Genomic DNA, 25,289 nt, shown 5'->3' with positions numbered 1-25,289 from the left:
GTGTCGCAGGTTCGAATCCTGCCGGGGGCACAGAAGAAAGGGCCGGCTCAGGAGGGGTTCCTCCCGGACTGGCCCTTCTTCGTGTTCGGGCACGTCTTAGCGGTCCGCGCCCTTGATGCGGCACGGGTCGCGCCGGATTACCTCGTCTTCCACGGCCGTGTTCATCAGGGCGCGCAGCAGCTGGTACGCCTTGACCACCGACGGCTCACCGACGCCGGCCACGAGGAGCTTGCCGCGTCAACTGCGCACCCGGGCCGTCGTCACGTCGGCCACGCTCCCGGCCCCGAAGGTGGGCAGGATGTGCAGCCGCATCACCGCCTCGTTCCGCTCACGGGTGAGGTCGGCGAGTTTCCGGTCCCGCAGCCGCGCGGTGGCGTACTCCTCGAAGTTTCACCACGCCGGCATCCGGGTCCGGCCGAAGACCGCGCACGATGTCCGATTCGATGTGCGTCAAGGAGACTTGGGCGTCGGTCTTGGTCGTGCACGTCTTCTCCGCCGGGCGCAGTTGCCCCGTCTCCGCTTACGGGGCCGTGATCACTCGCCCCGAAGCAGCTCCCGGCCAAAGTCGTTCCGCCGACCTTTCGTGTCAGCAGCCCACCATTACTGGGGCACGGATCAGCAAAGCCTTAAGTGAAAGACCTCTAGCTAGACGCGGTCCTGGAAGACGGTGTACCAGGGGTACGTCCCCACCACGGCGCCGTCGGCCGTCACGGCCTCCAGCGTGTAGAAGTATGTGTTCCCCTTCGTCGCCGTGGCGTCCTCCCAGGTCCGGGCGTCCGCCGGGAGCAGTCCGTCGTGCTGGGGCTCGTACGCCTTGGTCGCCGGGTTCCATCGGCTCACGCGGTAGCCGGTGACCGTGGCGCAGCGGGTCGTGTCGGTGCACTGCCAGTCGACGGACGGACGAGTGGTCGTCCGGTTGTGGCCCAGGCTGCCGAGGCTCCAGTCCCGGGTGACGGTCACGGACGGCCGGACGTCGAGCTCGGTGGCCTCGACCACGGTGACCTTCGGGTCGCTCGGGTGCAGCGTGTTGCCCCAGTGGTCCTTGGCCGTCACCGCGTACACGTGCGCCTCGCCGTCCGGCAGGTTGCCGCAGAGGATCGCGAGCCAGTTGCTCGTGCCCTCCGCGCAGGTGGCGGGGCCGAGCCACTTGACCGTGCCGTCGGCCTGCCGGACGCCCGTCCAGACCACGTACTCGTCGATGTCGTCCTCGGGCGAAGCGGCCCAGCTCACCAGCATGCCGTCGTTGCGCGGGGTGACCTTCACGCCGGTGACCGGGCCGGGCGCCACGGTGTCGCCGGTGCGGACGACGACCGGCGCGGAGTACGCCGACTCGTTGCCGTACGGGTCCACCGCCGTGACGGCGTACGTCACGTACGTGTTCGCGGGCATGTCCACGTCGTAGCAGTTGCCGCCGTTGCTCGCCTCGTGGCTCTCCTCCGCGACGCAGGTCACCTGGGTGCGCGCGGTCGGGTCGAACGTCTTGCCGGGCGAGCGGTACACGCGGTAGTGCCCGCCGTTGTCCCAGTCCTCGTAGAAACCGTCGGGCTGGCTCCAGTGCACATTGGTGTAGCCGGGACGGGCGCCGGCGGTGACGCCGGTCGGGGACTTCGGTGGCATCCGGTCGACGCCGTCGCTGGTGACCGTCGCGTACGCCCCCGGGTTGCCGGCTGCGTCCAGGGCCCGGACCCGGTAGTACGTGTTCGTGTTCACGGCGCCGCTGGTCCGGTACGACGTCGTGGTCGTCGTACCGCGCAGCTCGAACGGTCCGGCAGCCGCGGACGAGGCGTACACCTCGTACTTCGCCGTGTCGGCGACTCCCTGCCAGTTCAGGGTGTCCCACCACCCGTCGCCGGTGGCGACCGTGAGTCCGGTGGGGGCTGCCGGCCCGGTGCGGTCGACGGTCGTCGCCGTCACGTCCGGGCTGCCGGTGGACTCGCGGCCGGCCTTGTCGACGGCGCGGACCTCGTACAGGAAGGTCTGGCCGGTGGCGGGAGGGGCGTCGACGAAGGACCGGGTGGTCAGCAGGGACGTCCCGCTGACCTTGGCCCAGCTGGTGGCGCTCAGTCGGCGGTACACGCGGTACCCGGCGAGGTCCATCTCCTTGTTGGCGGTCCAGCGCAGGGTGGTCTTGGCGGTCGTCCTGTCGTACGCGGCGGTGAGGCCGGTCGGGGCGAGCGGCTTGACCGTGTCGACGGCGGCCTCGGTGCGAGGGGTGTACGTGAAGGCGGCGTTGGCGGCGCCGGTCCATGCGACGTAGTCCACGCGGAGCGTGTGCTTGCCGGCCGGGATGGTCAGGTCGACGGTCTTGCGGGCGGTTGTGGAGACGTTCTTCCACAGGTCGATCTTCCGCACACCGTCGACGTAGACGCGCATGCCGTCCTGCGTGGCGGCGGAGAGCCGGAAGGGGCCGCCGGAGCCGAAGTCCCGAGTGAGGGACCAGCGGACGGAGAAGTTGTCCTTGGGCAGCGTGACGCCGGCCGGATCGCCGTACCCGTAGTTCTCGCTGATGGCGGTGTCGCAGGCGGTGAGCTTCGGCGTGCCGCTGAAGGTGGAGTTGCCGAAGTACTGCGCCCTCCAGACGGGAGAGGTGCAGGTGACCGCTGCGGAGGCGGGGGCGGCGGTGATCAGGCCGCCGGTGGTGGCGAGCGCCGCCGTCGCGGCCAGCGCGGACAGCCGGGTACGAGTCATCACAGGGAGTGGGCCCCTTCTGGACCAAGAGAAAGCATGTGAAACGGGCGACGCCTGTGTGACTCATGAGGCGGGGGCGGGGTTGCCCCCGCCCGCTCACCGTTTCCCACGGACGTTCGCCACACGACGGCCGTACCGGTGGACGTCAGTGGAAGGCGCTGACCGGCCGAGACCCCGGACAGGCAACGGGCCTCCGGAGCCGCGTTGGTTGCCGAAGCCGTCGAGCATGCGCCGCAGGGTTCGACGGGCGTCGTCGTTCGCCGGCACCGGCAAGCGTGAGCACCGGAGTCGGCATCTCTCCTCCTTCCGACGGGGCCGGACAGGGCCATGGCACCCACAGACCTTTCTCGCCTGCAGTTGCCGCGTGCGTGCCGTGAGGCTCTTGCCGAGCAGCGGTCGGAGCGGATCGACGGTCACACCATCCCCATCGCCGGCAACTGGTGGAACAACGAGATAGCAGCCGCTCACCTGCCTGGTGCGCCCGTGACCGGACCAGATGTCACGCGGCTCAGTCGCGGCGACGTGTTCACGGATGCGGCCAACCTTGATGCGGGCTTCGAAGAGGAGCTGCTGCGATGTTCGTGGCGAGTCCTCGCTTGGGGCAGTGGCCTGAAACTCCGCCTCAATCGCCAGCGTGATTGAGCTGTGGCGGATAACCCGTCCTCAGCCGTGGCGGCTCTGCGCCAGGCCATGCAGGCGGCCCGCGAGGATCCGGCGCAGGCGCACGAAGCTCTACGCCCGAAACGCCGAAACGCCGAAACGCCGCAACGCCGCAACGCCGCAACGCCGCAACGCCGCAACGCCGCAACGCCATTGCGTATCCGGGCCCGGCATTCTCGACCAAGGTCTTGTACTTCGCTGGCAGCAGCGTTCTCGACCACCCGTGCGTGATCCTCGACTCCCAGGTGGCCGCCACGCTCAGGAACACCTGCAAGTGGGGCTCGCTCGGTGAGGACGGATGGCCCGCCAGCGCCTACGTCCGGTACTGCACGCTATTGGACCGCTGGGCCCGCGAGGAGAGCAGGCAGCTCGGGCGCCGCATCGGCATCGACGAGATCGAACTCTTCAAGCGGGTGTCGCAGGTTCGAATCCTGCCGGGGGGCACGGACAGAAGGGTCGGTTCGAGAGAGCTTTTCTCCGGGGCCGGCCCTTCGCCGTTTCGAGGACCGCGCAGGGCGGCTGTCGCCACGCCGTCCGCGGGTACGCGCCCGAGCCATCGGTAGGGACGTCAGAGATCGGCCTTCATCGATCACCCGGAGGACCTGACACCTCTGATCGTCTGGTGGTGATCTGGAGAGGCCGGCGCCCTGAACAAGGATGACGAGGGGAACCTCCGGGCCGGGCCGCGGAGAAAGCCAGGTCGCCTGACGCAGAGCCTGGCATACTTCAAGTATGGCAACTCGAAAGATCACCATTACCGTGCCGGAAGAGCTTGTCGAATCGATCAAGGAGCGTGTCGACGCACGAGGGGTGTCCGGCTACATCGCGGCCGCCGCCGCCCATCAGGACGCCATGGACCGGTTGCGCGAGCTGGCCGAACGCCTCGAGGAGGAGCACGGGCCGGTGACGGACGACGAGCAGCAGGCAGCGCTGGACCGCATCGCCGCCATCGACGGTTGGCATGACGAGCAGCGATCGCACCCCGGTGCGGCCGCGTGAGCCGCACCACCCGAGCGAAGCTGCACCAGCCACGACAACGCGTCTTCGTGTTCGACTCCGAGGCCCTTTCCAAGGCCATTCGAGGAGATCGGGAGGTGATCGCGCTGATCAAGGCGGCTCCGCGGCTCGACATCCCCGTCGTCACCTCGGCCCTCACCACCTTGGAGGCATGGGATCCGCGCGAAACGTCAAGGCAGGCACTGTGGAACTGGACACTGTCCCGGATCCGCATCGTGCACACGGACGACCAGGTGATCGCCACGGCGCGGGACATGCTGAAGACCGCCGGCCTGCACGGGCACAAGTACGCCATCGATGCCGTCCTTGCGGCCGTGGCCGCACAGGAAGCCGAGCGGGGAGCCCAGGCGACCGTCTTCACTTCGGACACCGATGATCTGAATCAGCTTCTCGCAGGCCGCCCCGTACGAGTGGAGAAGGTCTGACGGGGCGCGTACACCTCACTCGGGTTGCTCGCCGACTTCCGCCGGGCAACCCGCGCATTCACCGTACGACACCCACCAGCACGCATTCACCACGTGCGCGCCCCTCCCGAGTCGGCTTCGCAGGTCTGCACCACGGTGCGGGATCAGACGCTGTTCACTGCGTCCACACCCGCAGGAACTCTTCGGCCGGGATGGCCTCCAGCGGGTCCTCTTCAGGATTGATCGCCTGGTCTGTCAGGAAGCCGCGCTCGTCCTCCAGGTGCTCCCAGCTGTACCGGTGGAGTTGGCCGGCCGAAGTCAGCTCGGCTTGCTTGATCACGATCAACTCGCCGCGGTCGCGTACCGCCTCGATGTACCACAAGCCCCCCTCCTCGTCAGCGTGACGAAAGTGGTGCCGCAGGGTGGCGTTCTCATCGAGTGCTCGGAAGTACGCCACGGTCTCTGCTTTGATGCGCTCCAGGTCAACCACTGGCTCATCGTGCCAGCGAGCGCGCGGGTTGCTCCGCTCTGACATCCACGCGTGACATCCACGCGGGACATCAACGACGCCGGATGAAGGTGTACATCAGCATCCCTGTCCGGCTGCCGCACCCGCCGACGACGGCCTCCGGGGCGGGCCCGGATCGAACTCCTCAAGCGGGTGTCGCAGGTTCGAATCCTGCCGGGGACACAGAAGGGAAGGGCGCCTGAGGTTCCCCTGAGTTTCCCCCTGGGGTGTGTCCTATCGGCAGGGCTCAGGTACGAAGCCAGTCCTTGCCGAGGGTTGCCTCGCGTGCGATGCGATGCCACTGGCCTTCCCCTCCGGGCAAGGGCCAGGCCCAGGTCGGCTGTTCTGCGGTGTTCGCATCGTGGAGGAGGCGGACGAGCTGTGGGCCGGCGGTGGCGGAGCCGTCCGGGACGGTGGGACCGTGGACGGCGCGGAGCTCGGCGAAGCGTTCCAGTTCGTACTCGTAGAAGCCCACAGCGTCATCGATACGTGTGGCCAGGTCATCGCGCGGCATGGTGCGGTGCAACTGCAGCAGCGGAGGCTCGATGGACTCGGCGATCGCCGCGGCGAGTCGTGCGTGACCGTCCAGGATCAGATGACAGTCCAGACCACTGACCCACCACAACAGAACGGGTGGGAGCGTCCCCTCGCGGACCTGCTTGCGGTACGCCTTGACTCGGCTGTCGCCCGGGCCGGGCATGGGCCGTAGCGGCAGGACCTCGAACGATGTGGAGTGGAAGAACCAGTCGATGTATCCGTTCGGATGGCCCTCGACGAGCATCGAGCTCCAGTACTCGGCATGCGAAGTGGCAGCGTGACGCCAGCGCAGGAGCGGGCTCTCGCAGGAGAGCAGCCACCGGCCCTCGTGCAACGGGCTGCCCGGTGAGTCGATGAGGTAGTGCGCGAAGCGGTGAGCCCACCGTTGCGGGCTGCGCGACAGGGCACGCCCCACGTCGGCGCGCAGCGGTGGGACAAAGGAGCGGTACTCGTCGGTACGCCAGAAGTCCACGCCTTGTAAGGGCTCTTCGACGGCAGCGAGCAGCACAGGCTTCGACGACTGGGAGACCAGCAGCCGTGGTCCAGCAGTGAAAATGCACAGCTCCGGCTGGTGGCGGTCCTGTACGTCCAAGGACAGGCCCACCCACGCGCCGTCGTTCCGCGTGACATCGCTGCGCTGCATGTCAAGAGCGTAGACGGCGACTACGGTGCGCCGATGATGCCCTTGGTCAATCGACCCGATCCGCACCCTCCGCCAGCGGGGCCCGGCCGGAAATACTCGCGGTGCTCGTTGAAGTCTTCCACTCACTTGAACGCCAGACCGCGTAAGGAGATGGTCAGCGTTTGATGCGGCTGCGGACGGCGAGGCTCCTCGCTCCGCACACCACGCCGGGCTGAGGGACCGGTTCAGTTCTTCGCCGCACGTGGCAGGCGAGTGAGGCTGCGGTCGTGCAGGCGGCTGAGGAGCAGCAGTGAGCAGGTGGCGCCGATCAGTGCGCAGAACATGTCCCACTGGGTGTCCCAGACATCGCCCTGAGTGGCCAGGAACGCGTCGGCGGCCTGTCCGCCGATCACGGCCGCCGCCCACTCCAGCATCTCGAAGACGGCGCTGAAGGCGAGGCAGGCGCAGACGGTCAGCGGGGCGAGCCAGCGGCTGCCGCGCAACGGCGAGGTGCGGACGAGGAGTTCCCGGACCAGGATCGCCGGGACGAAGCCCTGCATGAGGTGGCCGAAGCGGTCGTAGGGGTTGCGCTCCAGGCCGAACCAGTCGCGCACCCAGTCACCGGCCGGGACCTCCGCGTAGGTGTAGTGCCCACCCACGATCAGGACCAGCGCGTGGACGGCAAGCAGACCACACAGCAGGCCGCTCAGCGGGAACCGCCGCCGCAGCAGGATCGCCAGGGGCAGGCCCACCATCACCCACACCGTCTCCAGCAGCCAGGTGGTCGATTCTTTGGCACCCCACGCCGACGCCATGAGCGCTGCGGCGACGACGGCCACGAGAACGGCGGGCAGTCGGCGACCTGTACCGCCGGGGGCCGGCGGTACGTCCGACGGCGACGGGTTGACGGACATGTTGATGGCGGACATCGTGTGCTCCTCTTGTCTGTGTGCTGTCGCCATCCTCGGGGTCGTCGCGAAGCCCGGCATGAGTGCGCCTACTCATCTGCCGTGCGTGGAAAGCGGGTGGGGACCTCAGCGGGAGGCCCGGGCCGGAACTCAGGAAGTGAGCAGCGGTGCGGCCGGGTCCAGGTGGTGGCCGTCGTCCTTTGTTCGGGCGCCCTGGGTGGCCGGCGTGTGGCGGACAACGGACTCCGGCATACGGATCACCACCGGGCGCGGGGCCGCTCCCGTACCGCCGTACGGGAGCGGCCCCGCGCCCGGCCCGTCACGGTGGCCTGCACCCCGACATCCGGGGTGAACTGCACCAGGGCCGCCTTCATGCGGGCAGGTCACGGGGATCGAGCCAGAGGAGTTCGTCATGGCGCCGTTCTGCCGCCGGCGCCGCCCGCGTTGCCGATCGGCTGGTCGAGGCGGAACTCGCCTCTCACCCTCGTGGGTCGTGGTCCGAACCCGGGTCGGCGGCGGGCGTGATGAGAAGGGGTGAGGGTGCCTGTGCCGCGGGGAGGAGGACGGCGCACAGGCGTCATGGCTCTCAGCGCGCGAGGGGCGGGGTGCCGGCGATCCTCCGGCACCCCGCCCCTGACGCGGACGTCCGGAGCCCTGGTCAGGAGGTGATGACGTCGGTCAGGCGCCGACGGCCGCGGCGTAGCGGGCTGCGACGTCCTCCCAGTGGACCAGGTCCCAGAGCTTGGTGACGTAGTCCGGTCGGACGTTCTTGTACTGCAGGTAGTAGGCGTGCTCCCAGGCGTCGAAGACGAGCAGCGGGGTGCTGCCCTGGCCGACGTTGCCGTGGTGGTCGTAGACCTGCTCCACGATCAGGCGCTTGCCCAGGGGTTCCCAGGCGAGCACGCCCCAGCCCGAGCCCTGCACGGATGTGGTGGCCACGGTGAGCTGCTTCTTGAAGGCCTCGAAGCCACCCAGGTGCTCGTCGATCGCGGTCGCCAGCGCTCCGTCGGGGCGGTCGCCGCCGTCCGGGGAGAGGTTCTGCCAGAAGATCGAGTGCAGGACGTGCCCGGAGAGGTTGAAGGCGTAGGTCTTCTCCAGGCCGACGAGGCCGGTGGGCGTGAGCTGGTCCTTGTCGCGGATCTCCGCGATCTGCTCCAGCGTGTCGTTGGCTCCCTTGACGTAGGCGGCGTGGTGCTTGGCGTGGTGCAGTTCCAGGATTTCCGGCGTGATGGCCGGCGCGAGCGCCGAGTAGTCGTACGGCAGGTCGGGAAGCGCGTAGGTGCCCATCTGGCGCGTCTCCTTCGATGAGTTGATCGTCCTGGGACACCCTACGACTTTATTGCGAATGACTTGCAACAACTTGCTCATTGCATCAGCATGAGTCGTGGCGGGGTCGGCCCGTCAGCTTTCGGTGGCACAGCGCCCGGCATGGGTGTGGTCCTTCCGGGAAGGTGATCGTCTTCTCAACCGGCGTCCGCCGGATCCGGCCGGCCCCGCGCCTCACCCCGGCGGGCGGCGCGCTCCTCGCTCAGTGGGATCTTCCGCATCCGGGGGGCCGCTGCTCCGCCCTCCCGCTCATAGGTCGCACCGAGGGGGCCCTGCATCCGCAACCGTCATCAGCAACGCCGGACGGGGACGCGCGTCAGCGCCTCTGTCCTGCTGTCGTACCAGCGGACGATGGTGGAGGACGTCCGCTTACCGCTGCCGCTCACCGCTGCCGGTCACCGGTCGTCGGCCACCGAGAGGACGGCGCGGGCCTGGAGCTGCTGGGGAAACTCCGCAACCGGCGAGCGGCAGCCGGACCGTCCTGCCTCACCGAACCGGGGTCGACCACTCGGCCGGTGAAAAGGAGTCGAATCGCCCCACCGGCCTGGCCGATCATGCGTCCATGCCCCTGACAGCCACCCTCGCCCGAGTCGACGCGGATCTGGCAGCCGGTCGCGTGCCCATGGCGCGTCAGCGCCTACGCGGACTGGTCTCCTCCTACCCCGACGACCTGACCCTCCGCCGCCGCCTGGCAGAGGTGTACCGGCTGTACGGCGAGCCCGCGGAAGCGGGGCGTTGGATGTATCTCGAGGAGGACCGGGACGCGGCCGAGACCTCCGCCTTCGAAGCGAGGTACCGGACGCCCCGGGAGCGCATGAGGGCACTCGCGTGGAGCGGCCCCGAGTCGCTCGCTCCGTCCGAGTTCGCCGTGGAGCAGCTGACGGCGGTACGCACCGCTTGCTCCGAATCCCTGGGGCGCCCGGTGGACTGGGACTCGACGCCTTCCGCCCTGGATGACGAACCGGGCTCCGCCATGAGGAAGTTCAGCGGCTTCCTGGCAGGAACCGGCTGCCTGATCGCCCTCCTCGCAATGGTGGGGATCTGGTTGAACGGGTTGATCGCCCTGTTCAGCTGACTCGTCCGTCGGCAGATCGGTGTGGCGCCGGTCAGCCGAGGGGGTTGGCGGTGTCGCGCAGGGCGGCCAGGACCGGGGCGTACATGCGGGCCTTGATGGTGCCGAGGGTGTCGCCTGCTTTGTTCACCTGGGCCCGGGCGGTCTCGATGGCGGTGGAGCGCACGGCCTCCTCGGGGACCGCTTGGTCGACGATGTGGACGGCTGCGGCGTCGGCACCACCGTAGCGGCGGGCGGTGACCATGGCCTCGTGCGCGGTCTGCGGCGCCAGCCGGGACTGGATGAGGGCGGACATGCCGGGGGTGAAGGGGATGTCGATGTCCGCCTCGGGCAGGCACCAGTAGCCTCGGTCGGCGCGCATGACGCGAACGTCGTGGGCGAGGGAGAACATCGCGCCGGCGGCGAACGTGTGGCCCTGCAGCGCGGCCACCGTGACGACCGGCAGTGACAGCATCCGCGCGAACAGTCCGTGCACGGAGACGACGTAGTCGTGGTACTGGTCGGCGTGGGCGAACAGCCACTCCAGGTCGAGCCCGTTGGAGTAGATCTTGCCGGTGGCGGCGGTGACCAGGGCACGGGGGCCTTCCGCCTTCTCCACCTCGTCGAGCGCGGCGCCGACCGCGCCGATCCAGTCGGGGTGGAAGCGGTTCTCGCCGTCCCCCAGGTCGAGGACGAAGACGTTTTCCTGACGGTCGAGCGAGGGCATGACGGCTCCTTCGACAAGCGGTCTACTCGTCAGTAACTTATGGGGCGCGACGTGGGTCACGCAAGACAAGTGAGTCCGGGGCCTGGCCTTCCCGACGTCCTGGCACTCAGGCCTCCGAGGACGCCGTCCCCGTGCGTCGCCCCGCCGGCACGGGGAAGGCGTGCGCCGGCCCTCGCCCGCGGCGGGAAGCGGCGCGCGGCCGGCGGCGCCGACGACGGGGCCGGCCCATGGCGCTCCCTCTCTCTCGGCATCGACGCGGGCGGTTACTGGCGGATGCGGCGTCTCCCGAGCGGGTGGCCCATGTGACTGACGGCCTCGCCGCCGGGCGCCTTGGGCGACGCACGTGCAGACGTCCGTGGCGATGCCGATCCGGGTGAGCTACGCGACCGCGAGATCAGGGAGGCCCCAACCGTGCCCGCTCCATAAGATCGATCACGTAGTGGACCAGTTCAACCGGCGCGGTGGTGGCAGCGAAAATCCTTCGATCGACACCCCTCTCGGGGTCAAACCTTCCCGTATAGATCACCACGGGCACATCGATTCCGTACTGGTCCAGTACGCGCAGCATCTTGATGCCTGCCTGCCGATCGCCGTCCCGGTCCAGATCACTGATGATGACGTCGTACGGCCTGCGGCGGAACAGGGGCGTGGCTTCCTCGGTGGACAGAGCTACGTCGACGTGCATGCCGACCGCCCGGAAGAGCTCGACAAGCGGAGCATTTCCTTCCGGGCGATCGTCGACCCACAACATCTTGCCGCCCCGCAGCACATCGGCAGCGTGCTCCAGCCTGCCCAGCGCTGTACGCCTGGCGGTCGCGGTGACAGTCGCCCGGCTCTCGTCCTGAGCGCGGTCGAGCAGTTCGGCAGCGAGTTCGATTTCGACGCCCAATGCTCGTACGGCAGTCAGTCGTGGCACCATCTGCTGGACGAGCGTCCCTCGCAGAGTGAAGAACACGGTGACGGCGAAGGCCACCCAGAGCATCGCGGGGATCGTCCCGATGATCTTTATCCATAAAACGTCGGACATCTCCATATCATCGGAGAAAGAGCCCTCGCCCTGGGGTCACTTCACCGGACATCTTCCGGGGAAAGGCGCTGAGCCGAACCGCCGGGGGATTTGGCGGTACAGCGGCGCCGTACAGCAGTCTTCCCGACCTCAGCCGATCACCGACGGCCTTCAGGGGCCTTCCGGCCGGTTCGCTGACCCTCGACAAGCCTTCGGCCAGTAGGCCGGGACGAAGGGGGCGCGGTCGCCCCGGACACTGGGCCGGCCCTTCGTGGTGTACGGGGTCGTGCGCCACGCGTGCCGCTACGTGGAGGAGTCCCGGTCCGGGGCGGGCTCGCCCTTCGGGACGAAGAGGCTCAGGCGGAAGGTGGTCGGGTGCGCCAGGCGGCCGCAGAGTGTGTCCACCCGCACCGCCGACCAGTCGATCCGCGGGTCCGACGCCCGGAGGCGGCGGATGTGGGCGTGCCATTCCGACTCGTCCCGGGTTTCGAAGAGCACCTCCCAGCGGCCCGCGTCGGGTGCGAATCGATCAGCGGCCCGCCGCGCTTCGTCCTGCTGTCGACGTCTTCTCCTGCGCTGCCCCGGCATCGGCCCAGTATCGCCGGACTTCCCCTCGGCCGGGTTCAGTCGGTGTCCCGTTCCACCGGGAGCCACAGTTCGGCGTCCGCTTCGGCCCCGTCGGAGGACAGGGTGGTGCGCAGGATCTCGGGGCCGGGGCGGCCTCGGTACGGGTTGGACGGAAACCACTGGGTGAACACGTCCCGCCACAGTTCCTGAATGGCCCGCGGGGCCGGTCCGGAGGTGGTGAAGACCGCCCAGGTGCCGGCCGGGACGGGAAGCACCGTGGCGCCCTCGGGGGCGGCCGCTGCCGTGATCACCCCTTGGTAGTAGTCGAGTTCGGTGCCCTCGGCGCGGCTCGGGTCCAGGTCGTCGCAGACCGCGACGATGCCCCGCGGCTCCTGGTCCGACAGCTTCTCCAGGCGTTCCAGCGCCTGCGGGACGATCCCGCGGACGAAGTCGATGATGGCCTGGTTGGGTCCCGTGTGCACCAGTGGCACCCGGGTCTTGAGCCCGACGACGGTGAAGTCCGGCTTGTCCACGACGCGGTAGCGCATGCTGCTGTTCCCTTCGACGGTGAGGCGGAAGGCCAAGCGGGGCTGGGAGACAAGCGCGGCACCGGTGCGCCGGGCCTCGCCCGGACCGATGCCGTGCACGGCGCGGAACGCCCGGGCGAACGCCTCGCCCGAGCTGTAGCCGTAGCGCACCGCGATCTCCAGCAGGGGCTCCCGCCCCGCGAGCACCTCGGCGCCCGCGACGGTGAGCCGACGGCGCCGTACGTACTCCGACAGCGGCATGCCCGCGAGTGCGGAGAACATCCGGCGCAGGTGGTACTCCGAGGTGGCCGCGATACGGGCCACCTCGGCCACGTCGACCTGCTGGTCGAGGCGGCCCTCGATGTGCTCCAGGGCCTGGTTGAGACGCTCCAGCACTCCCGGTCCCCTTCCTGTTTCGTGTGCACCACGGTAGGAAGCGGCCCCCTCCCCGACCCGACGATCCGTGCCCGATCCGATCGGGTGCGGCCGGTCCGGGTCAGGTGGTGCCGGTGTCCTTCCCGTGCAGCGCCCGGGCCGACAGCAGGGCGCTCCCGGCCACCGCTCCCGCCGTCAGGAAACCGCGCGTGGAACGCCGGGACAGCACCGACCACCGGGACTGCGCGGAAAGCAGCGATCCCGTACTCAGCCATGAGCCGACGGAGAGCAGCGACAGGGAGGACCCGATCGATCCGGCCGACAGGGCGCTTCCGATCGAGGCGACCGACAGGGCCGACCCGACGGATCCCACGGACAGCACCGAACCCACCGAGCCGATCGACAGCACGGAGTCCTGCGACCACAACGACAGCACCGAACCGGAGGAGGTGCGACGGGTCTTCTGTGCGGGCGGTTTCGTCATGGGGTCATCCTGCCCGTCCGCCGGGCCGTCCGGCACCGGCTCACCGTGCGGGGATGCGGCGGTGGATGTCCGTGAGGAGGTCGCGCATCGCCATGTGGAAGATCTCGGCCTGGTGGTCGCCCATGAAGGAGGTGTGGCCGAACACCTCCAGGACGACAAGGCCGTGCATATGACCCCACCCGCTGAGCATGAGCACCGTCGCGGGGGCCGGCAGTGCCGGCGCGCCGTCCGGTGGCAGGGCTTCCAGGTGCGCCCGGAGCGGGGAGGAGAGCGTGCGCGTGTCGGCGGCGGCGAGCTGCGCCTCGGTGAACCCGTCGAACAGCACGCGCCGGAAGACCGCGCTCATCCGGCGCATCGCGCGGGTGGTCGGGCCCTCGGAGGGCGCCGCGTAGTCGCGCAGCGGTGTGCCGTACAGGAGCTGGAACAGTTCGGGACGGGCGATGGCCCAGCTGCGGTAGCCCTCGGCCGCGATCACGAACCGCGGTACCGCCGGGTCGTCCGGCACGGTGTCGGCCGCGCTCTGCACCGCGTCGGCCAAGTCGTCGTACGCCTGGGTGATGAGCACCGTGACGAGGGCGTCCCGGTTCGGGAAGTAGTGGTAGAGCGCCTGAACGCTCATGCCGAGGCTGCGGGCGACCGCCCGCAGGGACAGGGCCGCGGGGCCGTGTTCGACGACGTGGCGCTCCGCGGCTTCGACGATCTCCTGGGTGGCGACGGCCCGGCGGCGCTGGCGCAGCGTGGGCGGGGCCGTCGGGTGTTCGACTGCGGGCATGAGGTGACCCTATGACGCGACGGAAAACTGCGCAGCACTCGTAAAAACTGACACTGTCAGAAAAAACTCCTCCTGCTCAATAAGTCGCCTCCTGACTAACGTCGTTCGCGGCGACGAGGAGTGCGACACGTACCCGTTCGCACGGAGCGAGTGCCTCGGCGGGCACCGCGCCGGCCCTCCCGCGCATCCGGTCGGCACACGTCGTCCTCGTCTCCCCCGATCCTCCGCACCTGCGAACCCCCGCCCCTCTTCCGACACCAAGGAGACCGCATATGTTCGAACGTTTGGCCGAATTGACGATTCGGCGATCCCGGGTGGTGCTCGTCGTCGCCGTCCTGGCGGTGGCCCTCATGGGCGTACTCGGCGTCGGCGCGTTCGGCAAGCTCCTCGGTGGCGGCTTCGACGACCCCGCCTCGGAGTCCACCCGTGCGGCGGAGGTCATCGCCGAGAAGTTCGGCGGCGAGACGAATCTCGTCCTGCTGGTCCGGACCTCCGACGGCCGTGTCGACGCTCCCGCCGCCAGACGGAGCGGGGAAGCCCTGGCCGCCGACCTCTCGGCGGACAAGAGGCTCACCAACGTCGTCTCGTACTGGGAGTCGGGCAGCGACGACCTCCGCTCCCGGGACGGCAGCGAGGCCATGGTGCTCGCCCATGTGACGGGCGACGAGACACAACGGCGGGAGAACGCCCAGGAGGTGCTCGACGCCTACACGGGAACGTACGAGGACGTCCTCACGGTCCGGGCCGGAGGCGGGGCCGCCGTGGACAGCGACATGTCGAAGCAGGTGGTCGACGATCTGGTGCTGGCCGAGGCCATCGCCATACCGCTCACCCTCGTCCTGCTCCTGTTCGTCTTCGGCAGCGTGGTCGCGGCTCTGCTGCCGCTGGTCATCGCCCTCATCGCCGTCATCGGCTCGTTCGCCCAGCTCTCCCTGCTCGCGAGCGTCACCGACGTCGCCGACACCGCGACCAACCTCACCACCGCCCTCGGCCTCGGACTGGGCATCGACTACGCCCTGCTGATGATCAGCCGCTTCCGGGAGCAGCTCGCGGCGGGGGCGAGCGTGGACGACGCCGTCCGGCGCACGGTGAGCACCGCGGGCCGTACGGTCGCGTTCTCCGCCGCGACCGTGGCGGCGGCGCTCGGGGCGCTCCTGGTGTTCCCGCAGTACTTCCTGCGCTCGCTCGGCTTCGCCGGGCTCGGGGTCGTCGCCGTCGCCGCCGTGGCCACCCTGTTCGTCATGCCGGCCCTGCTGGCCGTCCTGGGCCACCGGGTCGACAGCGGACGACTGCCGTGGGCGAAGCCGGGGCGCTCCGGCACCCGGGTGCCGCCGCTGTGGGGACGGCTGGCCCGTACCGTCATGCGGCGGCCCGCGCTCACCGCGCTCCCCGTGCTCGCGGTCCTGCTGCTGGCGGCGAGCCCGCTGCTGGGCATCACCTTCGGCACGTCGGACGAGCGCGTGCTGCCCGAGGACGCACAGAGCCGCCAGGTCGCCACCGCCCTGCGGGAGAACTTCGACGGCAGCGAGGACTCGGCCCTGCACGTCGTCATCGACGAGCCGGTGGGCAGGGCGCGGCTGGAGGCGTACGCCGTCGCGCTGTCCGGAGTCGAGGGGGTCGTCCGCGTCGAGGCCAGTACGGGCGGCTACGCCGGGGGACGGCCCGCGGCGGCCGGCCCCGGCGACGCCGCGCTCGGCCGTGGCGACGCGCAGCGGATCACCGTGGTGAGCGGCCTGGTGCCGAAGTCGGACGCGGCCCAGGACCTGGTGGAGGACGTCAGGGCGGTCACCCCGCCCGAGGGGGCGCACCCCCTGGTGGGCGGCGTCGACGCCCAGCTGGTCGACTCCAAGGACTCCATCGGCGACCGGCTCCCGATCGCCGTCGCGCTGGTCGCGCTCACCACCTTCCTGTTGCTCTTCCTGTTCACCGGGAGCGTGGTGCAGCCGCTGCGCGCGCTGGTCCTGAACCTGATCAGCCTGGGCGCGACCCTCGGCGTCATGACCTGGATCTTCCAGGACGGCCACCTCTCCTCCCTGCTCGGCTTCACCGCGCAGCCGATGGAGGTGGCGATGACGGTGCTGATGTTCTGCATCGCCTTCGGCCTGTCGATGGACTACGAGGTGTTCGTCACCAGCCGCATCAAGGAACTCCACGCCGCGGGCGCGGACAACGAGTCCGCCGTCGCCGACGGCCTCGGCCACACCGGGCGCATCGTCAGCGCGGCGGCCTGCCTGCTCGCGATCAGCTTCTTCGCCTTCGGCACCTCGAAGATCGGCTTCATGCAGATGTTCGGCCTGGGCAGCGGGCTGGCCATCCTCATCGACGCCATCGCCGTACGCGGTGTCCTCGTCCCCGCGGCGATGCGCCTGCTCGGCCGCTCGGCCTGGTACGCGCCCCCTTCCCTGCGCAGGCTCCACGACCGGTTCGGGCTCAGTGAGGGCGGGCCCGGGGCCATCCCGACGGCGGAGTCGTCGCACGTGAAGGACCTGACGAGGGTCTGACGGGACGCGTCGTCCGGCCGGCTGACATGGGAGCGCGGCGAGGGGGCATTCGGAACGAGCAAGTCAAGAGTACTGAAACTGCGGCCCGTTCGGTCCGTGCAACCGACAACCGGGAGTATCCAATGACGAGTTACGGCAGCTCTTCCGCCGCGTCCTCCGGCTCGCGCACCAACGGCCTGGCGATCGCGAGTCTGTGCTGCGGCATCGTCGGACTGTTCGTCCTGAACATCATCCTGGGCCCGCTGGCCATCGTCTTCGGTGCCGTCGCCCGCCGCCAGACGTCGGTCAAGAACGGTGCCGGGATGGCGAAGGCCGGTATCGTCCTCGGCGTCGTCGACGTGGTCCTGTGGCTCGTGCTGCTGCTCGTCGCCGCGAACAACGGCGGGTTCAGCTGGTACGTGGGCGGCTAGTGGCCCCGCGGGAGGGCGAGTTCGCGCGCGGGTGGGTACCGGGTACCCACCCGCGCTCCGCTGTGCGGCCCCGTGACCGCGGGAACCGGCGAGCCGGGCCGGCGCTCAGCCGTACGGCGAGCGGCATGCCGGGACCGCGCCGGGGCGCAGGGGGACACTGCCGGTGCCGGCCAGGGTGCGGGCGTCGGAGAACGGGGCGCCGGCCGCGTGGGCGGGGACAAGGGCGCTCGCGCGCAGGACGAGGAGGCGGACGACCGCGTCGGCGGGGTCGCGCCGGGGCGGTACGCCGGCAGGCGGGGCACGCCGGTGGCGGCGACGCCGCCCGCGCCGCGGTGGGCGCCCTGCGGGAACGGCGCCGCCGCCGGGCCGTCGCGGCCGCCCCGGAGGGGAAACCGGGGATGTGCCGGGGCGGTGCTCCCCCGTCCGCGAACTCCCCGTGCGCGAAGGCCGGTTCGCCTAGATTGGGGGAACCGGCCCTCGACCGCCCACTCCAGGAGGCTCGCCCGTGCCCGAGGACATCACCCAGGACCGCTCCGGTTTCGCGACCCGCGCCCGGATCGACACGACCAAGCCGCACTCGGCGCGGTTCTGGAACTACTTCGTCGGCGGGAAGGACCACTACAAGGTCGACCGGGAGATAGGCGACCAGATCAAGGAGATCTTCCCCGGTCTGGCGGACGTGGCGCACACCAGCCGGCGGTTCCTGGGGCGGGCCGTCCGGTACCTCGCCGGTGAGCAGGGCGTACGGCAGTTCCTGGACGTGGGCACGGGGCTGCCGACCGCCGACAACACGCACGAGGTGGCCCAGCGCGTCGCCCCGGACGCCCGGATCGTGTACGTCGACAACGACCCGATCGTGCTGGCCCACGCGAACGCCCTGCTCGCCGGCGCCCCCGAGGGGAGGACGGCGTACCTCGACGCCGACCTGTACGACCCCGAGGCCGTGCTGCGGGCCGCCGCCGGGACGCTCGACCTGTCCCGGCCGGTCGCCCTGATGATCCTCAACACGCTCGGCCACGTGGCCGACTACGAGCAGGCCCGCGACCTGGTGCGCCGGCTCATGGCGGGCCTCCCCCCGGGCAGCCACCTGGTGATCAGCGACAGCACGGCCACCAGCGAGGGCATGATCGCCGCGTCCGAGGCGTACAACTCCAGCGGCGCCGTGCCGTACCACGTGCGCGCCGTCGACGAGATCGCCGGGTTCTTCGACGGGCTGGAGCTGGTGAAGCCGGGCGTCGTACGGGTGCCGGAATGGCGGCCGGACACGGACGACGACGACACGGCGGCGGCCGTGGACGCCTACTGCGGCGTGGGCCGCAAGCCCTGACCGCCGGCCCCGGCGCGGCGGAGGGCCCGGAGCGCCGCTCCGCCGCGCGCCGTGGGGCTAGGCTCCCGTTCATGACGACTGCAGAGAAGAACGGTTCCTCCCCCCTCGACGTCGAGATCGGTGCGCTGAACGGTGGCTCCGCCGGGCTCGACCGGTACGCGGGGCGGGTCGTGCTCGTGGTGAACGTGGCCTCCAAGTGCGGGCTGACCCCGCAGTACGCCGGTCTCGAACGGCTGCACGAGCGGTACGCGGAGCAGGGCTTCACCGTGCTCGGCGTGCCCTGCAACCAGTTCCTCGGGCAGGAGCCGGGCAGCGCGGAGGAGATCGCCGAGTTCTGCTCGGCGACGTACGGCGTGACCTTCCCGATGACCGAGAAGATCGAGGTCAACGGGGACGGGCGGCACGCCCTGTACGAGCGGCTGACCGGGTTCGCCGACGCGGAGGGGCACAGCGGGGACATCCGCTGGAACTTCGAGAAGTTCCTGATCGGCCGGGACGGCGAGGTCGTCGCCCGGTTCTCGCCGCAGACCGAGCCGGAGTCCGCTCAGGTCGTGGCGGCGGTGGAGAAGGCGCTCGGCTGACCGTTGACCTTGCCCTTGGGGCAGGGGTGAGCGTGACCGTCGCCGGGCGGAGGGACCGTCCGGCGACGGAGGATGTCGGCGTGGACGAGGAACTGATCGGCATCGGGGCGTTCGCGGCGCGGGCGCGGCTGTCGGCGAAGGCGCTGCGCCTGTACGACCGGCTGGGGCTGCTGGCCCCGGCACGGGTCGACGGGGCAACCGGCTACCGGTTCTACCGGCCCGGCCAGGTCGAACGCGCCCGGCTGGTGGCGCTGTTGCGGCAGCTCGACATGCCGCTGGCCCGGATCGCCGAGGTCGTCGACGCGGACGACGGCGCGACGGCCGCGAGGCGGCTCGCCGCCTACTGGGCGGACGTCGAGGAGCGGCACGCCGGACGGCGGACGCTCGCCGCGTACCTCCGTGGACGGTTGTCGGGGAGGAGCTCCGAGATGTACGGGACGTTCGTGGTGGAGACGGTGGAGGTGCCGGCGCAGGTGCTGGTCACCGAGGTGCGGCACGTGCTGGCGGAGGAGTTGCCGGCGTGGATCGGGGCCTCGCTGGGCCGGCTGGAGGAGGCGGCCCGGGAGTGCGGGGGCGTCGCCGGGGCGCCGTTCGTGGCGTACCACTCCGAGGTGTCCGTGGAGAGCGACGGCCCCGCGGAGGCGTGCGTGCCGGTCGTCGACGAGGCGGCGGCGCGGGCCTGGGCGGAGCGGCGGGGCCGGGCCCGGGGGACGACGGTGCGGGTGGAGCCGGCGCAGCGGCTGGCCCGTACCCGGATCACCAAGGCGCAGGTGGCGCATCCGCAGATCCTGGCCGCCTTCGAGGCGGTGGAGGAGTGGATGAAGGCGGCGGGGCTGACGCCGACGGGCCCCTGCCGGGAGGTGTACTTCGCCGACTGGGACGCCGCGGGTCCCGAGGACCCGGTGTGCGACGTGGCCTTCCCGGTGGGCCGTGCGTCGGGCTGAACCGAGGGGTTACGGGCCGAGGGGTTACGGGCCGAGCCCTCTCGGCTAGGACGGCGAACTGGTCGAGAGGGCCCCGTCGGTGGTGCTCGTGCCGGTCCGGTGCGGACCGGCGGCCGATCGCCGGACCGGTCAGCTCCTGACCGAGGCCACGAAGGCGCTCCACGCGTCCGCGGGGAAGGACAGCTTCGGACCCTCGGGGACCTTGGTGTCCCCGAGTTCCAGCGCCGCCTCGGTGGTCGACCTGACCATCACGCACGCGCCGTTGTTGTTGGTGTAGGAGGACGTCGTCCACGTTTCCGTGGCGCCCAGACGAATTGCCATGTTCGCTCCGTAGCCAGATGCTGAGTCGCTGTCACCGTCCCGCGTGTTCCGGCGTGGGCCCGCGGAACGGATTTCGCCAACCTCCGCTGGTGGTTGGCGTGATCGACGCTACTCGCCACTCTCTTCTTCCGGAGCGACCGTTCACTCGACCGGGTGGCATGTGCCAGGCGAGTCTTCCAAGCCGGCCTGTCAGCGGTGTAGCATCCCGCCACTTCCCGGCCGGCCCTCAGCGCGCGTAGTCCTTCGCGAGGCGCTCGACGAGTTGCCGGGACGCCTCCACGTTCAGCGACTGGGCCCGCAGGTGCTCGTACATCACCGTGTACTTCTGCACGTCGTGCGGCTTCTCCAAATACAGGTCGCTGGTGACGCCCTCGATGTAGACGACGCTGGAGTCGGCCGCGTCGGCGAACTCCAGGATCGAGTACTGGCCGTTGATGCCGGCGTGCGCGCCGACCTCGAACGGCAGCACCTGCACGGTGATGTGCGGCAGCTGGGACAACTCCATGACGTGCTCCAGCTGTTCGCGCATCACCTGCCGGCTCCCGACGACCCGGTGCAGCGACGCCTCGTCCAGCACCACCCACAGCCGCAGCGGGTCCTTCTCGGCGGTGATCCGCCCCTGCCTGCGCAGCCGGACCTCGACCCGCTTGTCGTTGTCCTGCTCGGACGACTCCGGCGAACCGCCCTGGACGATCGCCTCGGCGTACGCGCGGGTCTGCAGCAGACCGGTGATGATCTGGGGTTCGTAGACGCGGAGCGACTCCGCGTCCGTCTCCAGGCCGATGTAGACGCTGTACGGGATGTCGCCGAAGGCGTGCCACCAGCCCTGCTGGCGCGAGTCCTTGGCCATCTGCATCAGCGACTCGACGATCCGCTGGTCCTCCACCTCGTAGACCCCGCACAGATCGCGGACGTCACGCTGGCTGATGCTCCGCCGGCCGTTCTCCAGGCGGCTGATCTTCGACTGCGACACCAGCAGCCGCTCCGCCACCTCCTCGGCGGTCATGCCCTTGACCTCGCGGAGCCGGCGCAGCTCCTGGCCCAACCGGCGCCGCCTGACGGTGGGATTGACATTGGACGCCACGGGACGTGCACCTCCGGCTGCGTGCCTCGTACTGCTTGCCACTTTGCGTGTCTGCTGGTGAGCAGACTGCCACCAAGGTGCTTCCCACCGCTGGGAAACGGGGGATGTGCGACGGGTACGCGCCACTTCACGGTGTGGTGGCGGGCGCCGGCCCGCGACGGCGCCGGACGCGGGTGCGCCGAGCGGGGCGGGGAGAACCCGTGCGTTCTCCCCGCCCCGCTCGGACCGCGGCTCCCGTGACCGGGTCCGTCGGCCGTGGATCCGGCCGCCGTGGGTTCGGCTGCCCTGGATCCGCCCGCCGTGTCGTGCTGTCGGCCCCGGGGGCCTGCGGCTCAGTGGGCCGCGGCGCGTGCCATGGATCCGTGGTGCGGTTGCGCCGGAACGCCTCGGGCGGGTTCCGGTGCGCCCCGGCCGCCGGCGGGGGCCTGCCGGCCTGCCGGAGCGGGGCTGCGGCGCGGCTGGGCCGCCGCGCCGTTCTGGACGTCCATCACGGCGTGCGCGACGAGTCCGCCCATCGGGTCGTGCCGGATCAGGTCCCGCAACCGGGAACGCGAGGAGCGTCCCTCGTTCCCCGGGTACAGGTGCTTGCCGAGGCCGACCGCGTGCGCCAGGGCGGCGAGCGCCGCGGTCCGCGGGTCCGGCGGTACGCCGGTGCGGATCGCGGAGTCCAGCCGGGACCTGATCTCCCGGCTGATCTCGGTGTCCGTCGCCTGGTAGCGAGTCGTCGGCAGCACCCCGCACATCTGTCCGGCCACGGCGGCGACCATGCCGCACCGCTCCAGATGCGTGAGGTAGACCTGGCGGAGCCCGAGACGCGGCCCGCCGATCCAGTGGACCGCCCGTACCGGAGCGCCGCGCCTTCGCAGCAACTCCAACGCGCAGTCCAGTGTTGGGTCTCCAGTCGGCCGTGGCACCACCACGGCGATACGATCCCCGTCTGGGGCTATCCGTCCGGCCAGCGCCAGCTCCACTAGCTGTGCTCCGGCCAGACCCAGGTCGAGCGACTGCGGCTGTGCGGTGGTACCCGTGGTCGGGTCCAGCGCCAGCAGCAGAAGCTCCTCCGGAAGTGTTCTGCGGCTCCTGCCCATCCATGCCTCCCCGCGTGGATGAATGACAGGGTGACCCCTCTCACATTGGTCTGTCGAGGGTGCGTGACCGGTTCGTAGTGGAACCAGTGGCTATGTCGTTCTCGTCTACCAGGTGGGGGAAGCCCGCACACAGGACACTGGTACATGGTTCGGACAGCGCTGCGGAGTGCTGTCGCGGGCGGGGCGGTTCACGGTTCGGTTGGCGCACGCGGGGCGTGCGGCACATGAGGAGGCATCGGTGGCGGGCGAGTCCCCCGACAGGTCGAAGCAGCGCGAGTCGTCGGAAGAAACGACGTCGGGGAACGGGGGCCCGGTTCCCGGGAAGCGGGACCCCCGGTTGGCGGTGAGCCGCGGGGCCGGGTCCTCGGAGGGCCGCGGGAACGTCGACACGACCACCCGTGTGCTGTCGGCGCGCGACGACGCACCCGCCGACGGGGGTGAGGGGTCCGGTCGCCTGCGGGAGGCGGCGGCCACGTGGGTCCGTCCGGCGGAACCGGACGAGGACGGGCCGGAGGGCGCCGCCGACGGGGCGGAGGACGCCTCCGGGACCGGTACGGCCGCGGACGCGCCGGAGTCCGGCGCCTCCGGCGCCCAGGACGGGCCCGGGACGAAGCCGGAGCCCGGCCGGGCGGGCACCGCGGACGAGGACGCCTCCGGGCGGACGGCTGCCGCCGCGCTGCCGGAGGACGAGGCCGCGGACGCTCCCACGGATGCGGCGGACGCCTCCCGCGACCGGAAGGAGCCCGGGAGCGCCGGGAGCGGGACGCCCGCCGCCACGGCCGACGCGCCCCGCGCCGAGGACGAGGCCGGGGACGCCGCGCGGGCCGCCTCCGGGACCGGCACGGGCACCGACGCCCCGAAGCGCGCAGCCGACGCCTCCCACGACCAGGACGGGCCCGAGAAACCCGGCAAGGACGCCTCCGCGACCGGCACGGACACGGACGCGTCCAAGGCCGCCGCCCCCGCGGACGACGCGTCCCGCGACGAGGAGGGGGCCGGGGACGCCGGAACGACCACAGACGCGCCCCACAGCGACGTCACTCGTGACCGGGACGAGGCCGGGGGCGCCGCGCAGGACGGGCCGGGCGCGGATGCGGAGGAGGGCGGCTCCTCCGGGGCCGCCGGTACGGCGAAGGCCGTCGTCCCCGCGGGCGCGGCCCCGGCTGCCCGGGAAGCGGCCGACGACGCCTCCGTCGAGGACGGCGACGACCGGCACGACGCGGACGGGTCCGGAGCGGCGGACGACGCCGGCGCGAAGGGCGAGGACGAGGACCGGGACGGCCGGCCGAAGGCCGGGGGCCCCGTCGACCAGCCCACCGCCGTGTTCCGGACCGGGCGGCCCTCCGCGCCGGCCGTGGACCAGCCCACCACCATGCTCAAGCTGGGCACGGCGGGCCGCGAGACCGAGGCCGAGCGGACCAGCAAGTTCGTCGCGCTCAAGCGGGACGGGGACCTCGGCGTCCGCAAGCCCCCGGCCACGCCCGCCGCCCCCACCGCCTCGCTCCCGCAGGTCGGCCCCGAGCGGACCACGCAGCAGCCGCTGCCGCCCAGGCCGCCGCTGGACCTGCTGGCCGAGCTGACCAACACCCCGCCGCCCCCGCAGACCCCGCTGCGGACCGCCGTGCGGCGCGTCAAGATCTGGGCGCCGCTGGTCGTGCTCCTCGTGATCGTCTTCGCGATCGTGCAGGCCGTACGGCCGCTGCCGGCTCCCAGCCTGGTGCTCACCGCGGAGGACGCCCACACCTTCGACGGCGACCAGGTGAAGCTGCCCTGGCCGGACGAGGGCCAGGGGTGGATGAGCGGCGACGGCATCGGCTCGATGGACCACTTCGGTGAGCAGAAGCCGGTCGCCATCGGCTCGGTCGCCAAGACCATGACGGCGTACATCATCCTGCGCGAGCACCCGCTGAAGCCCGGTGAGGAAGGCCCGAAGATCGAGGTCGACGCGAGGGCGGAGGAGGAGGGCGGCTACGACAAGGTCGGCGAGTCCACCCTCAACACCGTCAAGGCCGGCGACTCCCTCACCGAGAAGCAGGCGCTGTCGGCCGTCATGGTCCCCTCCGCGAACAACATCGCGCGTCTGCTGGCGCGTTGGGACGCGGGCTCCGAGGAGGCGTTCGTCAAGAAGATGAACGACACCGCCAAGGAGCTCGGGATGACCAACACGACGTACACCGACCCCTCGGGGCTGAAGGAGACCACCGTCTCCACCGCCGAGGACCAGACGAAGCTCGGCATCGCGGCCATGCGAATCCCGGCCATGGTGGCCATCACCAGCGCGGCCAGCTGGACGGACCCGAGCGGGAAGTACTGGAGCAACTACAACGAGCTGCCCTACACCATGGGCGCGATCGGCATCAAGACCGGCTCCACCACCAAGGCCGGCGGCAACCTGCTCTTCGCCGCCCGCAAGGAGGTGGACGGTCAGGCGGTCATCGTCGTCGGCGCGATCCTCGGCCAGCACAAGAGCCCGATCCTGACGACGGTCAACGAGGTCAGCAAGCCCGCGCTGCGCGCCGCCCAGGAGGCGCTGACCTCGGCGAAGATCCTGAAGAAGGGCGACGTCGTCGGGTACGTGGACGACGGTCTCGGCGGCCGTACGCCCGTCGCCGTCACCGAGGACGTCAAGGCCGTCGGCTGGGCGGGCCTGTCGGTGAAGCTGACGTTCGCCGGGGACGAGGTGCCGCACACGGCGAAGGCCGGCACGAAGGCGGGCGCGCTCACCGTCGGCGACGGCACGAGCGGCGCCGTCGAGGTGCCGGTCGCCCTGCAGGAGGACCTCGTGGAGCCCGGCTTCACGGACAGGCTGACGCGCCTGAGCTGATCCGGGACCGTACGGAGCCGGCGGCCGCCG

General features: G+C 70.8%; 26 protein-coding genes. 11 read left to right on the top strand and 15 right to left on the bottom strand.

The genetic code is table 11. From position 1 onward, the window contains the following. Positions 1 to 96: 96 nt before the first annotated feature. On the bottom strand, positions 97 to 222 hold the full coding sequence (locus ADK41_RS43930; RefSeq protein ID WP_267883139.1) for a hypothetical protein: 126 nt from the start codon (positions 220 to 222) through the stop codon (positions 97 to 99). A 423-nt stretch (positions 223 to 645) separates the two neighbouring features. Beyond that, positions 646 to 2,688 carry a PA14 domain-containing protein gene (locus ADK41_RS43925; RefSeq protein WP_051843028.1) on the bottom strand — a complete coding sequence of 681 codons (2,043 nt, stop codon included), beginning with the start codon at positions 2,686 to 2,688 and terminating at the stop codon, positions 646 to 648. A 327-nt stretch (positions 2,689 to 3,015) separates the two neighbouring features. Between ADK41_RS43925 and ADK41_RS41690 the strand changes: the two genes are divergently transcribed. The 4 genes from ADK41_RS41690 to ADK41_RS15855 all read left to right on the top strand — a co-directional run bounded on the left by ADK41_RS41690 (position 3,016) and on the right by ADK41_RS15855 (position 4,790). Further along, on the top strand, positions 3,016 to 3,330 hold the full coding sequence (locus tag ADK41_RS41690; RefSeq protein ID WP_158717643.1) for a hypothetical protein: 315 nt from the start codon (positions 3,016 to 3,018) through the stop codon (positions 3,328 to 3,330). Positions 3,331 to 3,536: 206 nt separating this feature from the next. Continuing rightward, positions 3,537 to 3,911, top strand: a complete 375-nt coding sequence (locus ADK41_RS44265) for a hypothetical protein (protein WP_051843029.1) — start codon at positions 3,537 to 3,539, stop codon at positions 3,909 to 3,911. 169 nt (positions 3,912 to 4,080) lie between these two features. Further along, a complete protein-coding gene (locus ADK41_RS15860; RefSeq protein WP_030822029.1) occupies positions 4,081 to 4,347 on the top strand; it encodes a hypothetical protein in 267 nt (88 codons plus the stop codon). After that, the gene (locus ADK41_RS15855; RefSeq protein ID WP_030822031.1) at positions 4,344 to 4,790 is read left to right on the top strand and encodes a hypothetical protein; all 447 of its coding nucleotides are present in this window, start codon (positions 4,344 to 4,346) and stop codon (positions 4,788 to 4,790) included. Before ADK41_RS15860 ends, ADK41_RS15855 begins: the two co-directional genes overlap by 4 nt. Before the next feature lie 154 nt (positions 4,791 to 4,944). On the opposite strand, the gene ADK41_RS15850 is transcribed toward ADK41_RS15855, so the two are convergent. The 4 genes from ADK41_RS15850 to ADK41_RS15835 all read right to left on the bottom strand — a co-directional run bounded on the left by ADK41_RS15850 (position 4,945) and on the right by ADK41_RS15835 (position 8,631). Continuing rightward, a complete protein-coding gene (locus tag ADK41_RS15850; RefSeq protein ID WP_030822035.1) occupies positions 4,945 to 5,259 on the bottom strand; it encodes a hypothetical protein in 315 nt (104 codons plus the stop codon). Between the two features lie 265 nt (positions 5,260 to 5,524). Then, the gene (locus ADK41_RS15845) at positions 5,525 to 6,457 is read right to left on the bottom strand and encodes a hypothetical protein (RefSeq protein WP_030822038.1); all 933 of its coding nucleotides are present in this window, start codon (positions 6,455 to 6,457) and stop codon (positions 5,525 to 5,527) included. A 224-nt stretch (positions 6,458 to 6,681) separates the two neighbouring features. Further along, positions 6,682 to 7,365, bottom strand: coding sequence for a DUF2238 domain-containing protein (locus ADK41_RS15840; RefSeq protein ID WP_030822041.1), 684 nt, complete (start codon positions 7,363 to 7,365; stop codon positions 6,682 to 6,684). A gap of 657 nt (positions 7,366 to 8,022) precedes the next feature. Then, positions 8,023 to 8,631 (bottom strand): superoxide dismutase, encoded by a 609-nt coding sequence (locus ADK41_RS15835; protein ID WP_030822044.1) that lies wholly within the window; start codon positions 8,629 to 8,631, stop codon positions 8,023 to 8,025. 601 nt (positions 8,632 to 9,232) lie between these two features. On the opposite strand from ADK41_RS15835, the gene ADK41_RS15830 reads away from it, so the two are divergent. Then, positions 9,233 to 9,745, top strand: coding sequence for a DUF6584 family protein (locus tag ADK41_RS15830; RefSeq protein WP_030822047.1), 513 nt, complete (start codon positions 9,233 to 9,235; stop codon positions 9,743 to 9,745). Between the two features lie 31 nt (positions 9,746 to 9,776). Here ADK41_RS15830 and ADK41_RS15825 read toward each other — a convergent pair whose 3' ends face one another. The 6 genes from ADK41_RS15825 to ADK41_RS15800 all read right to left on the bottom strand — a co-directional run bounded on the left by ADK41_RS15825 (position 9,777) and on the right by ADK41_RS15800 (position 14,179). After that, positions 9,777 to 10,448, bottom strand: coding sequence for an enoyl-CoA hydratase-related protein (locus ADK41_RS15825; protein WP_030822051.1), 672 nt, complete (start codon positions 10,446 to 10,448; stop codon positions 9,777 to 9,779). Positions 10,449 to 10,842: 394 nt separating this feature from the next. Next, positions 10,843 to 11,475: a response regulator gene (locus tag ADK41_RS15820; protein ID WP_234318621.1), complete on the bottom strand. Its 633-nt coding sequence runs from the start codon at positions 11,473 to 11,475 to the stop codon at positions 10,843 to 10,845. A 282-nt stretch (positions 11,476 to 11,757) separates the two neighbouring features. Beyond that, entirely contained in the window at positions 11,758 to 12,042 is a 285-nt protein-coding gene (locus tag ADK41_RS15815) for a hypothetical protein (protein WP_030822057.1), read from the bottom strand. A gap of 35 nt (positions 12,043 to 12,077) precedes the next feature. Continuing rightward, complete coding sequence (locus tag ADK41_RS15810) at positions 12,078 to 12,944, bottom strand: AraC family transcriptional regulator (protein WP_030822060.1); 867 nt, start codon at positions 12,942 to 12,944, stop codon at positions 12,078 to 12,080. Positions 12,945 to 13,044: 100 nt separating this feature from the next. Beyond that, complete coding sequence (locus tag ADK41_RS15805; protein ID WP_037803675.1) at positions 13,045 to 13,407, bottom strand: hypothetical protein; 363 nt, start codon at positions 13,405 to 13,407, stop codon at positions 13,045 to 13,047. Positions 13,408 to 13,447: 40 nt separating this feature from the next. Next, positions 13,448 to 14,179: a TetR/AcrR family transcriptional regulator gene (locus tag ADK41_RS15800; protein WP_030822065.1), complete on the bottom strand. Its 732-nt coding sequence runs from the start codon at positions 14,177 to 14,179 to the stop codon at positions 13,448 to 13,450. A gap of 272 nt (positions 14,180 to 14,451) precedes the next feature. On the opposite strand from ADK41_RS15800, the gene ADK41_RS15795 reads away from it, so the two are divergent. The 5 genes from ADK41_RS15795 to ADK41_RS15775 all read left to right on the top strand — a co-directional run bounded on the left by ADK41_RS15795 (position 14,452) and on the right by ADK41_RS15775 (position 19,942). Then, positions 14,452 to 16,680 (top strand): MMPL family transporter, encoded by a 2,229-nt coding sequence (locus ADK41_RS15795; RefSeq protein ID WP_030822068.1) that lies wholly within the window; start codon positions 14,452 to 14,454, stop codon positions 16,678 to 16,680. 122 nt (positions 16,681 to 16,802) lie between these two features. Further along, on the top strand, positions 16,803 to 17,090 hold the full coding sequence (locus ADK41_RS15790) for a DUF4190 domain-containing protein (RefSeq protein WP_030822071.1): 288 nt from the start codon (positions 16,803 to 16,805) through the stop codon (positions 17,088 to 17,090). 505 nt (positions 17,091 to 17,595) lie between these two features. Then, complete coding sequence (locus ADK41_RS15785; protein WP_037803679.1) at positions 17,596 to 18,417, top strand: SAM-dependent methyltransferase; 822 nt, start codon at positions 17,596 to 17,598, stop codon at positions 18,415 to 18,417. A 71-nt stretch (positions 18,418 to 18,488) separates the two neighbouring features. Beyond that, a complete protein-coding gene (locus ADK41_RS15780; protein WP_030822078.1) occupies positions 18,489 to 18,998 on the top strand; it encodes a glutathione peroxidase in 510 nt (169 codons plus the stop codon). A gap of 80 nt (positions 18,999 to 19,078) precedes the next feature. Further along, positions 19,079 to 19,942 carry a MerR family transcriptional regulator gene (locus tag ADK41_RS15775; RefSeq protein WP_030822081.1) on the top strand — a complete coding sequence of 288 codons (864 nt, stop codon included), beginning with the start codon at positions 19,079 to 19,081 and terminating at the stop codon, positions 19,940 to 19,942. A gap of 129 nt (positions 19,943 to 20,071) precedes the next feature. On the opposite strand, the gene ADK41_RS15770 is transcribed toward ADK41_RS15775, so the two are convergent. The 3 genes from ADK41_RS15770 to ADK41_RS15760 all read right to left on the bottom strand — a co-directional run bounded on the left by ADK41_RS15770 (position 20,072) and on the right by ADK41_RS15760 (position 22,435). Continuing rightward, a complete protein-coding gene (locus ADK41_RS15770; RefSeq protein WP_030822084.1) occupies positions 20,072 to 20,263 on the bottom strand; it encodes a DUF397 domain-containing protein in 192 nt (63 codons plus the stop codon). A 226-nt stretch (positions 20,264 to 20,489) separates the two neighbouring features. Next, positions 20,490 to 21,347: a helix-turn-helix domain-containing protein gene (locus ADK41_RS15765; protein ID WP_030822088.1), complete on the bottom strand. Its 858-nt coding sequence runs from the start codon at positions 21,345 to 21,347 to the stop codon at positions 20,490 to 20,492. Between the two features lie 332 nt (positions 21,348 to 21,679). Beyond that, entirely contained in the window at positions 21,680 to 22,435 is a 756-nt protein-coding gene (locus tag ADK41_RS15760; RefSeq protein WP_030822091.1) for a GOLPH3/VPS74 family protein, read from the bottom strand. A 400-nt stretch (positions 22,436 to 22,835) separates the two neighbouring features. Here ADK41_RS15760 and ADK41_RS15755 point away from each other — a divergent pair, with 400 nt between their 5' ends. Further along, positions 22,836 to 25,259: a D-alanyl-D-alanine carboxypeptidase gene (locus ADK41_RS15755; RefSeq protein WP_420706732.1), complete on the top strand. Its 2,424-nt coding sequence runs from the start codon at positions 22,836 to 22,838 to the stop codon at positions 25,257 to 25,259. Positions 25,260 to 25,289 lie beyond the last annotated feature (30 nt).

Origin of the sequence: Streptomyces caelestis, assembly GCF_001279005.1 — a bacterium.
Lineage (GTDB): Bacteria > Actinomycetota > Actinomycetes > Streptomycetales > Streptomycetaceae > Streptomyces > Streptomyces heliomycini.
This window is presented reverse-complemented; position numbering and strand designations above follow the sequence as displayed.